The sequence below is a fragment of the Leptotrichia hongkongensis genome, assembly GCF_041538065.1.
Lineage (GTDB): Bacteria > Fusobacteriota > Fusobacteriia > Fusobacteriales > Leptotrichiaceae > Leptotrichia > Leptotrichia hongkongensis.
In genome coordinates, this window is the sequence record NZ_JBGORW010000008.1 from 37,085 (window position 1) to 50,959 (window position 13,875).

At 30.8% G+C, this 13,875-nt stretch carries 11 protein-coding genes and 1 tRNA gene; all 12 read right to left on the reverse strand.

The window, feature by feature from the left end; genetic code table 11:
- Positions 1 to 42 precede the first annotated feature (42 nt).
- On the reverse strand, positions 43 to 1,260 hold the full coding sequence (gene ilvA, locus ACEG17_RS07180; protein WP_372583158.1) for a threonine ammonia-lyase: 1,218 nt from the start codon (positions 1,258 to 1,260) through the stop codon (positions 43 to 45).
- Between the two features lie 409 nt (positions 1,261 to 1,669).
- Positions 1,670 to 2,539 carry a prolyl oligopeptidase family serine peptidase gene (locus tag ACEG17_RS07185; RefSeq protein ID WP_372583159.1) on the reverse strand — a complete coding sequence of 290 codons (870 nt, stop codon included), beginning with the start codon at positions 2,537 to 2,539 and terminating at the stop codon, positions 1,670 to 1,672.
- 27 nt (positions 2,540 to 2,566) lie between these two features.
- Positions 2,567 to 4,246, reverse strand: a complete 1,680-nt coding sequence (gene ilvD / locus ACEG17_RS07190) for a dihydroxy-acid dehydratase (RefSeq protein ID WP_372583160.1) — start codon at positions 4,244 to 4,246, stop codon at positions 2,567 to 2,569.
- Positions 4,247 to 4,542: 296 nt separating this feature from the next.
- Complete coding sequence (locus ACEG17_RS07195) at positions 4,543 to 4,704, reverse strand: hypothetical protein (RefSeq protein WP_039901132.1); 162 nt, start codon at positions 4,702 to 4,704, stop codon at positions 4,543 to 4,545.
- 141 nt (positions 4,705 to 4,845) lie between these two features.
- Positions 4,846 to 5,586 (reverse strand): tetratricopeptide repeat protein, encoded by a 741-nt coding sequence (locus ACEG17_RS07200; RefSeq protein WP_372583161.1) that lies wholly within the window; start codon positions 5,584 to 5,586, stop codon positions 4,846 to 4,848.
- 35 nt (positions 5,587 to 5,621) lie between these two features.
- Complete coding sequence (locus ACEG17_RS07205) at positions 5,622 to 6,401, reverse strand: tetratricopeptide repeat protein (RefSeq protein WP_372583162.1); 780 nt, start codon at positions 6,399 to 6,401, stop codon at positions 5,622 to 5,624.
- A gap of 521 nt (positions 6,402 to 6,922) precedes the next feature.
- A complete protein-coding gene (locus ACEG17_RS07210; RefSeq protein ID WP_372583163.1) occupies positions 6,923 to 8,257 on the reverse strand; it encodes an autotransporter outer membrane beta-barrel domain-containing protein in 1,335 nt (444 codons plus the stop codon).
- Positions 8,258 to 9,071: 814 nt separating this feature from the next.
- Positions 9,072 to 10,199 carry a nicotinate-nucleotide--dimethylbenzimidazole phosphoribosyltransferase gene (gene cobT, locus ACEG17_RS07215; protein WP_372583164.1) on the reverse strand — a complete coding sequence of 376 codons (1,128 nt, stop codon included), beginning with the start codon at positions 10,197 to 10,199 and terminating at the stop codon, positions 9,072 to 9,074.
- 22 nt (positions 10,200 to 10,221) lie between these two features.
- A complete protein-coding gene (hemL, locus tag ACEG17_RS07220; RefSeq protein WP_372583165.1) occupies positions 10,222 to 11,523 on the reverse strand; it encodes a glutamate-1-semialdehyde 2,1-aminomutase in 1,302 nt (433 codons plus the stop codon).
- 184 nt (positions 11,524 to 11,707) lie between these two features.
- Positions 11,708 to 11,782, reverse strand: a tRNA-Cys gene (locus tag ACEG17_RS07225).
- Between the two features lie 20 nt (positions 11,783 to 11,802).
- Positions 11,803 to 12,909 (reverse strand): tRNA 2-thiouridine(34) synthase MnmA, encoded by a 1,107-nt coding sequence (gene mnmA / locus ACEG17_RS07230; protein ID WP_372583166.1) that lies wholly within the window; start codon positions 12,907 to 12,909, stop codon positions 11,803 to 11,805.
- 57 nt (positions 12,910 to 12,966) lie between these two features.
- Positions 12,967 to 13,845: a glycosyltransferase family 2 protein gene (locus ACEG17_RS07235; RefSeq protein WP_372583167.1), complete on the reverse strand. Its 879-nt coding sequence runs from the start codon at positions 13,843 to 13,845 to the stop codon at positions 12,967 to 12,969.
- Positions 13,846 to 13,875: the final 30 nt, after the last annotated feature.

Consider the following 13,875-nt stretch of genomic DNA (forward strand, 5'->3'; position numbering starts at 1 on the left):
TGAATGTTTAATAAATTTTTAATTGCATACTATTTAACTTTTTTATTCTATCTCCTGCGAATTTAATCTTTTAACTACATATCCTTTTTTATTAAATTCCTCTATTATTTTTTGAATATGCTCCTCACCATTTGTTTCTACCGTTACCTGAAGTTCCACATCGTGAAATCTATTAAGATTTTTAAACTGATTATGATCAAGCCTTATAACATTTGCATTTTGTTCAGACAAGATTTGCGATACAGTAACCAGCTGTCCTGGTTTATCAGGCAAGTCAACCGAAAATCTAAATATTCTACCTCTTACAATAAGCCCTTTATTTATCATAGAAGAAATAGTCAATACATCAATATTTCCTCCACTTAAAATTGATACAATCTTTTTCCCTTTTTCATTAATTTTTCTAAGTGCCGCAACCGAAAGAACTCCTGCATTTTCTGCAACAATTTTATGTTTTTCAACTAACAGAAGGAAAGATTCCATAAGTTCATAATCTGAAATTGTAATTATATCGTCCACATAATTTTTTATATAATCAAAGTTCAATTCTCCGATTTTTCTAACTGCCGTTCCATCCGCAATCGTATTTGTTTCAGGCAGTTCCACAACATCTCCATTTTTTAGAGCTGCAATTGCCGAAGCTGCTCCTTCTGGCTCCACACCGATTATTTTTATCATAGGATTTTTCAGTTTTGCCGCAAGTGCAATTCCTGAAATTAGTCCTCCACCTCCAAGTGGCACAAGAATTATATCAGCATCAGGTAATTCTTCTAACACTTCAAGTGCAATTGTTCCCTGTCCTTCCACAACATCATCATCATTAAACGGATGAATAAATACATACCCTTCCTTCTCCTGTAGTTCTCTCGCATAATTATAGGCATCATCATATTCTTCCCCAGCCAAAATAACTTCAGCACCATATTGACGAGTTGCTTCCACTTTTATAAGCGGTGTGTATTTAGGCATTACAATAACTGCCTTAATTCCTAGTTTTTGAGCCGCAAGAGCCACACCCTGAGCATGATTCCCTGCTGATGAAGCAATAACTCCCTTTCTTTTCTCCTCTTCTGTCAATTTTGCAATCTTGTTATATGCTCCCCTAATTTTAAACGAACCTGTTCTTTGTAAGTTTTCAGGCTTAATATAAACATCATTTCCAGTTTCTTTCGAGAACACTGAACTGTGAATCAATTTAGTTTTTGTTATCACAGTACTTAATCTCTCTCTTGCTTCCATAAAATCATAAAGTTTATGCAATCTCTTCACCTTCTTCAAAATTTTTTATTTATTTTAAATATCTATTTTTATATAATATTTTTTATTTACATTTTTAATTTTTTTAACGTAAGGGCATCAATCGCCATGCCCTTACATCCCCGCTTTACGCAAAACTTTCTTATAAAGAAAAAAGAAAACTCGCTTTTGAATTTAAATTGTTTTAATAAAAGCAACTGCATTTCATTCAAAATATATTCCAAAAGCTCAAACAGTTCTTTTTCCTTTAACGAAATTTTGCTTATTATTTTTACTATTACAAGTAGTATCGTTAAGTTAAAAATTCCGTGAATTTTTAGAAACAAAAATTACAGAAAAAAATACCCATTAACTATAATTCTTTTTACAAAATTTAAAATTGCGGCTACATTATCTATTTTTTATTTAAATATTAGATATTTTTTATCTTTTCATTTAAAAACTCTATTATTATATTTACAATTTCTGGCTGAAACCAATATTCATCAGAATGTCCTGCCCCAGTTACTACATATCTTGTTGATTCTATCCCTTTTTCAATTAATGCCTTGTGAAGTTTTTCTGTATGGATTGGAGGGACTAAAGTGTCTGCATCTCCGTGCATCAATAAGAATGGTGGTGTTTTATCAGAAATATATGATATTGGGTTTGTTACTTTTATATCATTTCTTACATCATTTAGCCAAAATTTCACTGATAATAATATTGCCCTGTAACCTTCATCAATATCATCTGGAATTTCAAAATCCACTTCTCCAAAGTCTGTTACTCCATAAATATCGATAACTGCCTTTATATCGCTATTTTCAGATAAATTTTCACCTTTGTCAAAATCTCTTGTTCCATTTGTCGCTCCAGCCATTGCTACAAGATATCCACCAGCAGAATCACCCATTATAGCTATTCTTTCTTTATCTATCCCATACTCATCAGCATTAGCCTTCAAAAATCTGATTGCTGATTTTACATCTTCCACACTTTGCGGAAATACTCCATCAGGAATAGTTCTATATTCCATACTTGCAACCACATAACCAGCCTTTGCGATTTCAATTCTTTGCTGTAAATAATTTTCCTTGTAGCTATGTGCAAATGAGCCACCTGTTACAAACAGCACTGTTGGAAACTTTCCTTCCCTATTGGGTTTCAAAATATCCATTTCCAATTTTATATTTTTTCTAAAATAGCTGACTGGCTGTGAATAAGTAACATTCACTATTGATTTTATCTTCTCTTGTGTCAGCTCGATATTTAAAACTTTACTTTCTCCACCATTTTCCATTTCAATCTCCTCCTTTGTAAAAGCACATTAGTCCAATATCTCAATAGCCCCTCTATCTGCAGAAGACACGTGCATTGCATATTTTCTCAAATACCCTTTTACTTCAATTTTGAATGGTTCCAATTTAGCTTTTCTTGCTTCAATTTCTTCATCCGAAATTTTTATGTTTATTGTTCTGCTTGGAATATCAATTTCAATAATATCTCCATCTTGAACTATAGCAATATTTCCACCTGAAGCAGCTTCTGGAGAAACATGTCCAATTGAAGCTCCTCTTGTCGCTCCTGAAAATCTTCCGTCTGTAATTAACGCAACATCCTTGTCAAGTCCCATTCCAGCAATCATCGCTGTTGGTGATAACATTTCTCTCATCCCAGGCCCACCTTTTGGTCCTTCATATCTAATAATTACAACATCTCCTGCTACAATTTTTCCACCAACAATTGCTTCTACAGCTTCTTCCTCACTATTAAATACTTTTGCTGGTCCTGTATGCTGTAACATTTCCGGATCTACTGCCCCTTCTTTAACAACGCAGCCGTCTGGTGCCAAGTTTCCTTTTAATACTGCAATTCCACCAGTTTTATATGCTGGTTTGTCCCAAGGCTTGATTACATCATCATCATTTATAAATGCTTCTTTTGCAAGTTCTCCTTGAGTACGCAATGCTACAGTTTTTGTATTTTCATGTAATCTTCCATTTTCAAGCAATCTTTTCATAACTCCTGTTACTCCACCTGCTCTGTACAAGTCTTCTATAAAATATTCACCAGATGGCGATAATTTACACAATTGCGGAGTTATTTTTGCAATTTCATTAAAATCTTCCAATGTCAATTTTATTCCTGCTTCATGTGCTATCGCTGGCAAGTGTAGAGCTGTATTTGATGATCCTCCAAGAGCCATATCCATTGCAACCGCATTTTCAAATGCTTCTCTTGTCAAAATATCTTTTGGACGAACATCTGCTTTCAATACTTCCATAATTTGCATCCCAGCTTTTTTAGCAAGCCGTATTCTTTCTGAAAATACCGCTGGTACAGTTCCATTTCCTGGAAGCCCTAATCCAAGTGCTTCTGTTAAACAGTTCATTGTATTTGCTGTATACATTCCTGCACAAGATCCGCAAGTCGGACATGCCATTTCTTCAACAGAATTAAGTTCTCTTTTAGTTATTAATCCAGCTTCATATTGTCCAACTGCTTCAAACACATTACTAAGCCCTATCTTCTTACCTTTATACACTCCCGCAAGCATCGCTCCTCCACTTACAAATATTGAAGGTATATTTAGTCTTGCAGCTGCGATTAACATTCCAGGCACTACCTTATCACAGTTTGGCATAAATACAATCGCATCAAACGGAGTAGCCATTGCAACTGCTTCAATCGAATCTGCGATTATGTTTCTTGTTACCAGCGAAAATTTCATCCCAATATGATTCATTGCAAGTCCATCACAAATTCCAATTGTATTAAATTCCATTGGAACTCCTCCAGCCATTCTTATACCATCCTTCACAGCCTGAACCAAATTTTTCAAATGAACATGCCCCGGTATAATTTCATTAAATGAATTAGCAATCCCAATAATTGGACGATCCATTTCTTCACTTGTAAATCCTAACCCTTTCAAAAGCGATCTGTGTGGAGCTCTAGCCTCTCCTCTTGTTAAGTTGTTACTTCTTCCTTTTCCTTTCATTGTCATTGATTTCACTCTCCTAAAATTTGTTTTTTTCATACATAGTTAATCTCAATTTTTAAGATTTTCCTATATATTTTTATCTATAAAATATCAACAAACTTTAAAAATAATCATTTAAAGTTATTTGATTATATTTTATCACATATTTTATAAAATTTTTACTTATTTTTCTTTATAAATTTCATTGAATACTTTATTTTTACTAGTTTTTTAAAAAAATAAAAGACGATTTGTATATAAATCGCCTCAAAGTTATAAAAACAATAACAGTTTTTTATTATTCTATATAATTCTATCAATTATTTCCCAGTAAAATTAGCCATTACTTCTCTATCATTTACCGATACAACAAAATCATTGTTAGAAACTTTTAAGGCAACGTATTTTCTATTTTGTACAACTTTAATTCCTAAAATTTCAATAATCAGTAATAATGATAAGACTAAAATTAATAATGACATAATTTCCTCCAGTTTTTCAATTTTTTGATTCATTTATCTGTATGAAATTATTATATCAAAAATCAATCATTTTGTAAAATATATATTATATATATGACTTATATATTTTATTAATCTTTACAATTTCAAATTAAACAAAATCTATTTTGATTTTTGAATAACATCCAATGCTTCTTTAAAATATTTTTTTAATTCTTCATCATCTGTTTTTTTGGCTACTTCCATTCCTTTTTTTAGCCATTTCTCAGCTGTTTCAGAATCTCCTAGTCCAGCATAAAAGTTCGTAAGATTGTAATATGCCCACGGATAGCCCTTTTGAACAGACGCCTGATACCATTTTAATGCCTCTTTCTGATTTCCTTCCTCTTCAAACATTAACCCCAATTTATTTTCCGAAAATCCATCTTTCTCAAATTTAGTTACCTTTAAATACCATTCTTTTGCATTCTTATAATCTTCCATTTCATAATATGCCCCCGCAATCCAAAGATAGTTATCAGGATTGTCTACTAACTTTTGATATTCTTTATAATATTTTATTGATTTCTCATAGTCTCCTTTTTCAAAATATAAATATGCTATATTTGAAATCGCCGTAAAGTTACCGTTTTCTATGGCTTTTAAATACCACTTTTCAGCCTCTGAATAATTTTTTTGATTAGTATACAAAACTCCTAATCTATTTAAATAATCAGCATTATTTGGAAATTCATTTACATATTTTGTAATTAAATTTACCATTTTTTTATTATCTTTTTTTTCATAAGCATCATCTATCTGTTTTTCTAATTTTGTTTTTTCCTCTTTCGTCATCGCGGAAAAACTTTGAACTCCTAATCCCAAATTTACAATTACTAATAATAAAATCAAGTATTTTTTCATAATATCCCTTCTTTCTATTTTTTATATTACTAAGGTTAGTTATTACTCTCAACTTCTTTAATGATCTCCTGTATATCTTTCATTTGTTTTTGATCTTTTTGCTTTTTCGCTGTTTCAAAAGATTTTTTTAGCCATTTTAATGCGGTATTCTTATCTCTCTGTTGATAGTACAAAATCCCTAGATTCGCTTGGCCTCCTGAATTTCCTTTATCTGAGGATTCTAAAAACCATTTTCTAGCCTCTTTCTGATTCCCTTCAGCAAGATAAATCTGTCCTAAAATATTTTGTGACATCCCTTCTTCATCCTTGACGTAGGATTTTAATAAATATTTTTTTGCTTCTTCTGTATTTTCCAATCTATAATTTAAATAACCCATTATAAAATCTATCTCATCTATGCTTCCAAAATTTTTATTATCAATTTTGCTAAGCCACTTTAATGCTTTTTCATATTCTTCCATTCCCATATAAACTATCCCTGTTAATAGCCTTATATCATATTTCTTCCCATCATCTGCTATAAAAGGATATTTTTTCTGCATCTCTATCGCTTCATTTAATTCTTTTTCACTTTCATTCTTTTTGCCCATGTCATCATACAACATTCCCAATACAGCTTTTAATACAACATTAGTTGGATTTTTTTGTATATCTTCTTTTAACATTGATATTGCCTTCTGTCTATTCCCTTTATCATATTCTTCCGACACTTTCTCTATCACTTTTTCAAATTCCTTAGAATTCATTTGTGAAAATCCCTGCACTCCAAAAATCAAGCTGGTCATAATTATCGCAAAAACTAATAGTTTTTTCATTTCTACACCTACCTTTTTTCATTAGTTCTTTGTTTTTGTTTAATTAAAAATTTCTTCGTTTATTGTATCACAATTATTAAAAAAATCAAAATTTTACATATAATATCCTTAAATCCATTAATTCTTAAGAATTAATTTTTTTAAAGACAAATAAATCGAAAAAATTTATTTTTATAGTGAAACTTATACAAAATCGACCTAAAAATATGAAATAATAACTTTATGGCATATGAAAAAGATTATAGAAAAAGAATTTTAAATTTTTATTACTAAAATGGAAAAACAAAAGATTTTGGCTGTGGAAAGGAGACAGTGAGAGTGGCACTGAAAAAATTAGGATACACAAGAAAAAAACAGACAAAATACAGGGAGCAGGGCATTTTCTATTATTTCTTCCGCTGTATTCACCGAATTTAAATCTAATAAAAAATATAAAAAAAACACCTAAGATATTTATTATCCTAAGTGTTTTATATTATTTATGAATGTTAGAAGAAAAACAACTTTTGTATTTCAATTTATTAGAATTGTAATCCTAAACCTACTTTAAATACACTATTTTTTGTGTCATATAATTCATAACCTGCTGACAAGTTAAAGTTATCTGATACATTGTATTTAGCTCCAAGTCCTAAATTAAATACACCTTGATCATAATCTAATCCAGCTAACTTAGCAATTTCTACACCATTACTAGAAATTTTTCTTTCCCCATGATAAGATTTTTTGCTAAATCTTTGTTCGTATTCAAGATTTCCATATAAATCTAAAGCTCCAACCTTAGTTTGTCCATAAATTCCTGCTGTAGCATTTCCACTACTTCTTTTAGCACTTCCATAACTTATATTTCCTGCAGTAAATCCATCTTCCTTAACACTTGTTACCCCTAATCCAATATAAGGTTTAACGTAAGTATTCTCGTCTGTGTCGTCTCTAAATTTATATCCTAGTCTAGTTTGGAAATCTAAAACATTTGAATCAAATTTTACATTGTTATAATTATTATATTTATGTTTATTACTTCCATATGTCAATGCTGATGCTAAATCTATATTGTCTGTAAAGTCATATTTTCCACTTAATGATACTTGGTAAGAATCTAGTTTTTCTTTTACTCCATCAAATGATTTTTTATATTTTACAGTAGAATTTTCAACTCCTACTCCTGCTCCTAATGTAAAATTACCAAATCTCTTTGTTCCTGATAAAATTGCTCCACTAGTTCTAGAATTATATTTTAAATCCTGATCATACGATCCTGCATTACCAAGATATTGGATATTTAAATTAAATCCATTTTCTTTTTTAGCTTGTTCTAAATCCTTAAAGCTATTTGCTGTTGCAACTTTTGTCAAATCATAGTCAACTCTTGATCTTGCACCTTGAACTGTAGGTATTGTTCCTGTAGTCGCTGGTGTTGTTGGTGTTGATGGCGCAGCAGGCGTTGTCGGAGTTGTTGGTGTCGCTGGTGTTGTTGGTGTTGATGGCGTAGTAGGCGTAGCAGGTGTTGTTGGTGTCGCTCCTGTGCTAGCTACTGATGCTATTGTTGCTGATGTTACTCCTCCATTTAATGGTGATGTCAATGTTACCGTTGTTGGTCCTGTATAAGTTTGTACAGTTCCCGAATCTGTTACTATATTTAATGTTCCTCCTGCTGGAACTATAAATTTATTTCCCGCAGATATTGTACTTCCACCAGTTGCTGTAACTGTATTAGTTCCAGTACCTAAATTCCAGCTTGTAGCACCTGTTATTGCTGTTCCTGCATTAATATTAAGTCCTCCACCAACAATTGAAGCGGCAGAAAATGTATTTGCACTAATAACTAATGCTCCTAATAATAATAGTTTTTTCATTTTAAATTACCTCCCTATTTTGTTTTTTTTTAACAATAATTTTTGATAAGTGTTTAAATATTATCATATTTAATTTTTTATGTCAAATTTCATAAAATTTATTGTTTGATAACAATTTTTCTTTGAATTTTGTTATTATATTTTGAAAATTATAAAATTTAAATTAATTTATAAACGCTAAAAAAGTTAAAAGAGTCCCTTTATTTTTAATAAAATTATCATTTATTACTTTTTAAAATATTTATTAAAAAACAGATGTCATAATTACTCAATCTAAATATAAATTTAATAGTTAAAAGTTTTTTGTAAATATTTATATGTATTGTATTGTATTGTATTGTATTGTATTGTATATATAAAATAATTTTAAAAAAAATATATTAATTTTTATTTAATGTTATTAATAAAAATATCATTTTTCAGAAAAATACTTTAGATAATCTAATATCTGCTATATTTAAAAATATACTCAAACCTACCTAAAATTAAACTTCTAAAAATTATATAAATTTAGGGTTTGAGTAAAATAGTCATAACTTTTGAGTTTAGTTTTAAAGCAGTTTTACTATATAAATTATATTCAAATCAATCTACTTAAAAACTAGAATAAAAATATGTAAAAATTAATGAGTCAACTATAAATCCAATTTACTCTTCTACTTTTGTTTTAAAATAGAATTACTATTTTTAAATTCCTAATAATGAAAAAACTGTCCTTCAATTTTGAAAGACAGTTAAAACATTTAAATATTTTATTTATGACAATAATACTAGATACATTTAAAAATTTAAATATTCCAAATAATGTATTTTTTTATACATCAGGATATTTTCTTACAATTTCAGTAATATTGCAAGCTCCCTCAATCACAGGGAACATCATAACAGCCCCAGTACCTTCCCCCAATTTCATATTCATAAAGAGCATTGGCTCTAAATCCAGTTCCTTCATAATATACTTCATTCCAGGCTCTTCGCTCAAGTGGGAAGCAATCATAAAATCTCTGCAGTTTGGACAAATTTTATATGCAACAAGGGCAGAAATCGCTGAAATAAAACCATCTATCACAACAGGCACACGGTTTTTTGCACATCCTAGATAAGTTCCCACCATTCCAGCAATATCAAGTCCTCCAACTTTTGCCAGTACATCTATTATTTTATTTTTTTCAAATTTTTCTTTTTTTCCTGTTCCATTTATATTTTCTTCAAAAAATTTTGACAATCCATTTACTTCAACTGCTTTTTTAACGACATTCTTCTTATGCTCCAAAGTTTTATCATCAATTCCGCTTCCATATCCGACAATCTCATCTAGTGACAAATCTGTCAGAACCTTCAAAATAGCACTACTAGTCGTAGTGTTTCCAATCCCCATTTCTCCAGTTGCAAATAAATTGTATCCGTCCCTTGTAAACTCGTCAACCATTTCAATCCCAGTTTCTATAGCCTTTACAGCATCTTCATACTCCATTGCGGCTTGTTTAGCAATATTATTAGTACCTGATTTCATAATTTTTCTGTTAATAATTCCCGATAAATCTATTTCTTTTTTTATATCCGAACTCTCATCAATTCCCAGATCTACCACTTTCACATCAGCATTATATGCCATTGAGAGAGCATTAATTGATGATTTGCCATTTAACATTGCTTCCACTACATACTGCGTTATTACTCTTTTGGATTTGCTGACTTTTTCTCTTTCCACACCGTTATCGGCTGCCATTACAAGCACCATTTTTTTGCAAGGTTTATAATTTTCACTCATTCCTTCAAGCCTGATTGCCAGTTCTTCCAGTTTTCCCAGTCCTTTTGGAGTTTTTAGCAATGAATTCAGTTCATTTTCCTTTTTTTTCATTTTATTTCTATCTAAAGCCGTTATTTTTTTTATTGTATCAAATAAAATTTCTCCTGTAATTTTACTCTTTATGATTTCCATATATATTCCTCTATTTACAAATTTATTTTAATTTTTCAGCAATTTTTTGAAAAGTTTTTTCCACACCCTTCAACAACTTTTCCACATCCTCATCATTATGAATATAAGAAACAAAATGTGCCTCATATTTTGAAGGTGGCACAATTACTCCATTTTCAAGCATTGTATCAAAATATATGCTGTAAAATTCATCATTCGTATTAATTGCATCTTCCAAAGTTTTCACTTTTTCTTTTGAGAAAAATATTGTAAATAAGCTTCCAAAATGATTCACACTTGCTGGAATATCATATTTTTTTATTAATTCATTAATTTTATTTACCAAATTCTCTGTTTTTTTATTTACATTTTCATAAATTTCAGGATTTTCCTTCAAAATCGAAATTGTTTCTATCCCTGCAGCCACTGAAATTGGATTTCCAGAAAGCGTTCCAGCGTGATAAACATTACCAACTGGCGAAATTAAGTTCATAATTTCCTTTTTTCCACCAAATCCACCAACTGGATAGCCACCACCAATAATCTTTCCAAGAACAGTTAAATCAGGTGTAATTCCAAATACTTTTTGAGCACCACCTAATGAAACCCTAAATCCAGAAATTACCTCATCAAAAATTAACACCACATTTTTTTCTTTTGTAATTTCACGTACCTTTTCCAAGTATTCCTTCTCTGTTTCAATAAGCCCCATATTTGCCGGAATTGGCTCAATAATCACACACGCAATGTCATCATCATTTTCCAAAGTTTCCTTTAATTTATCAAAATCCCCAAAAGGCAATGTTATCGTATCTTTCACAACTCCCTCAGTAATCCCGTTACTATCCTGATGCTCAAATGTCAAAAGCCCTGATCCAGCCTTAACCAGCAATGAATCCGAATGTCCGTGATAACATCCTTCAAATTTTATAATCTTATTTTTTCCAGTAAATGCACGAGCAACTCTCACACTTGTCATAGCCGCTTCTGTCCCTGAAGTAGTCAATCTTAATTTTTCAATTGATGGAAAACAGCTCTTTACAAGTTCTGCCAGCTCTACTTCCTTTTTCGTAGGAAGCCCAAAAGAAGTCCCATTTTCAAGCTCTTTCTTCACAACTTCCAAAACTTTCGGATAATTATGTCCCAAAATCATTGGTCCCCAAGAACCTATCATATCTACATACTCATTTCCGTCTTCATCATAAAGTTTACTTCCATTTCCACTTTTAATAAAAATTGGATATTCTTTATCCACCGACTGAAACGCTCTAACTGGACTGTTTACTCCACCTGGTATTGACTCTTTAGCTTTTTCATAAATTTTTCTTGAGTTATCTGTATTCATCTATATTTCCCTCTTTTCTTTGGTTTGCTTTGCTTTTTTTTATTTATACTAAAATTATTTTTAAATATATTCTATCATATTTATCTTGATTTGGAAATATTGAATATTTTTTAAATTTAGACTAAAAAAAATAACTACCTAAATAAGCAGTTATCACTATTAATTATTATTATTAATCAGTTAATGGAGGCGACAACCGGATTCGAACCGGTGTACAAGGTTTTGCAGACCTCTGCCTAAGCCCCTCGACCATGTCGCCACTTGACTTTGTTAAGTTTATCATATTTTTAGGGCTTTGTCAAATATTTTTATTTCGCCGCCACCAACGATTTCATCACCTAAATAAAATACAATGTGCTGCCCTTCTGAATTTTCGTGAGTCTTTTCATCAAATTCAAAAATTATCCTATTTTCATTGCTTTCTTCACTTTTTAAAAGTTTCAATTTTCCAGCCAGCCCTTTTGAAGAAAATCTCGGACGTGCAGTTAATTTTTTTCCAATCATTTCTTCTAAATCATAATGAAATTTACAATTTATCACTTCTATTTCCTTTATTAGTAATTCCTCAAAATCTCCCACAACAACCTCATTTGTTTCAGGGCGAAGTTCAAGTACAAAAAATGGCTTTCCTAAATTAAGCCCCAGTCCACGCCGCTGACCAACCGTATAAAACTGATAACCTATATGCTCTCCAATAATTTTACCATTTTTATCCACAAAATTTCCCTTTTTTACATCATTTCCAAGTACTTTTTTCAAAAATGGAATATATCCGTTGGGAGCAAAGCAGATTCCTTGGCTGTCAGGCTTGTTATGAGTGTGAATGCCATTTTGTCTTGCAATTTCACGAACTTCTGATTTTTCATATTCTGCAAGCGGAAATAAAAATCTCTCCACAATATCCTTATCCAGCCGGTAAAGCATATAAGTCTGATCTTTTCGGTTATTTTTATCCCATAAAAGCATATTATTCTCGCTAACTTTTGAATAATGCCCTGTCGAAATGTATTTTATTCCCATTTTATCAGCAAATTCTACGAGTTTTTTTATTTTTACCTTTTCATCACAAATTACACAAGGTGAAGGAGTTTTTCCAGCATTATACATTTTTATAAAATAATCCATTACATCCTTTTTAAATTCTTCGACGACATTTAGTACATAATGAGGGATTCCCAATGTGTAGCATGTATATCTCGCATCATTTATATCATCAAGGGAACAGCACGTTTTTCCAGGATTTTCTGAAAGTTCATCAGGCAAATGCTTTAACGTAACCCCTATAACTTCATAGCCTTGCTGTTTCAACAAAAGAGCAGCGACAGAACTGTCTATGCCGCCGCTCATTCCAACTACTACTTTTTTTTCATCTAATTTTTTGTTCATTTCGTATTTCTTTCTCTTTTCTAAATTTTTAATTTCTATGTTCCCAAACTCAAAATCTTATTTTTTATTTTTCTCTTTTTGCCACATATATTCCCCAATTCCTAAAGCAAAAATTAAAAACAATTTATTTTTATTTTCTTTAAATATTTTTCCAAATTTATATCCTGCTGCCCTGCAAAATTTGTAATAAACAGCATTATTTAGAACTTTCTGCTTAAAAGATAAATTTTGGAAATTGATTTCGTTATGATAAAGTGCCTGTCCTTTCGGATTTCGCAGCAGCAAATTGTTATATTTGGCTGTCAATCCATCTTCCTGATATTCCTTTATCTCGATTTTCTCATTTACATAAACCATCTTATATTTTTCACAAATTCTGTTATAGACAACAGCTTCTGTAATAAATTTCTCATCATCAAAAACTGGAAATTTATATTTTTTTATAATTTCAGTCCGAAACATAAGGCCTTTATCGCCCTTAACTCCGTATTTATTGTAAATATCAAACTGTGTTGAAATCATCTCTTTTTCTGGAAAACTAGAGCCTATAACTTCTCCATTTGGATAAGTTGACAAATATCCCATTCCCGCAATATTGTTATTTTTTTCATATTTTTTCCAATATTTCAAAATAGTTTCAAGTCCATTTTCAACATATTCATCATCAGAATCAAGGCATATAAAAAGCTCTCCATTTGCTTTATCAGTTGCAAAATTATACGCTCGCTGTTTACCTCCGTTTTCCTTAAAATAATACTTTATATCCAGCTTTTTTTCACTCAAAAATTCTTCTACTTTTTCTTTAGTTCTATCAGCAGAGCCATCATCTACAATAAGCCATTCAAAGTCCTTGAAAGTCTGTTTTTGAAGTGATTTATACAATTTTTCAAGCAGTTCCTTTCGATTAAAAGTTGGTGTAAAAATCGTAAATTTCATTTTTTATTTCCCCTTATTTTCCAAAGCTTT

What these genes read in the sequence shown, in the direction of transcription:
- ACEG17_RS07205 (WP_372583162.1), bottom strand. Translation starts at nt 6,401, where the DNA reads ATGAAAAAACTATTAGTTTTTGCGATAATTATGACCAGCTTGATTTTT.
- ACEG17_RS07235 (WP_372583167.1), bottom strand. Translation starts at nt 13,845, where the DNA reads ATGAAATTTACGATTTTTACACCAACTTTTAATCGAAAGGAACTGCTT.
- hemL (WP_372583165.1), bottom strand. Translation starts at nt 11,523, where the DNA reads ATGAATACAGATAACTCAAGAAAAATTTATGAAAAAGCTAAAGAGTCA.
- ACEG17_RS07210 (WP_372583163.1), bottom strand. Translation starts at nt 8,257, where the DNA reads ATGAAAAAACTATTATTATTAGGAGCATTAGTTATTAGTGCAAATACA.
- ACEG17_RS07185 (WP_372583159.1), bottom strand. Translation starts at nt 2,539, where the DNA reads ATGGAAAATGGTGGAGAAAGTAAAGTTTTAAATATCGAGCTGACACAA.
- ACEG17_RS07195 (WP_039901132.1), bottom strand. Translation starts at nt 4,704, where the DNA reads ATGTCATTATTAATTTTAGTCTTATCATTATTACTGATTATTGAAATT.
- cobT (WP_372583164.1), bottom strand. Translation starts at nt 10,199, where the DNA reads ATGGAAATCATAAAGAGTAAAATTACAGGAGAAATTTTATTTGATACA.
- ilvD (WP_372583160.1), bottom strand. Translation starts at nt 4,246, where the DNA reads ATGACAATGAAAGGAAAAGGAAGAAGTAACAACTTAACAAGAGGAGAG.
- ACEG17_RS07200 (WP_372583161.1), bottom strand. Translation starts at nt 5,586, where the DNA reads ATGAAAAAATACTTGATTTTATTATTAGTAATTGTAAATTTGGGATTA.
- mnmA (WP_372583166.1), bottom strand. Translation starts at nt 12,909, where the DNA reads ATGAACAAAAAATTAGATGAAAAAAAAGTAGTAGTTGGAATGAGCGGC.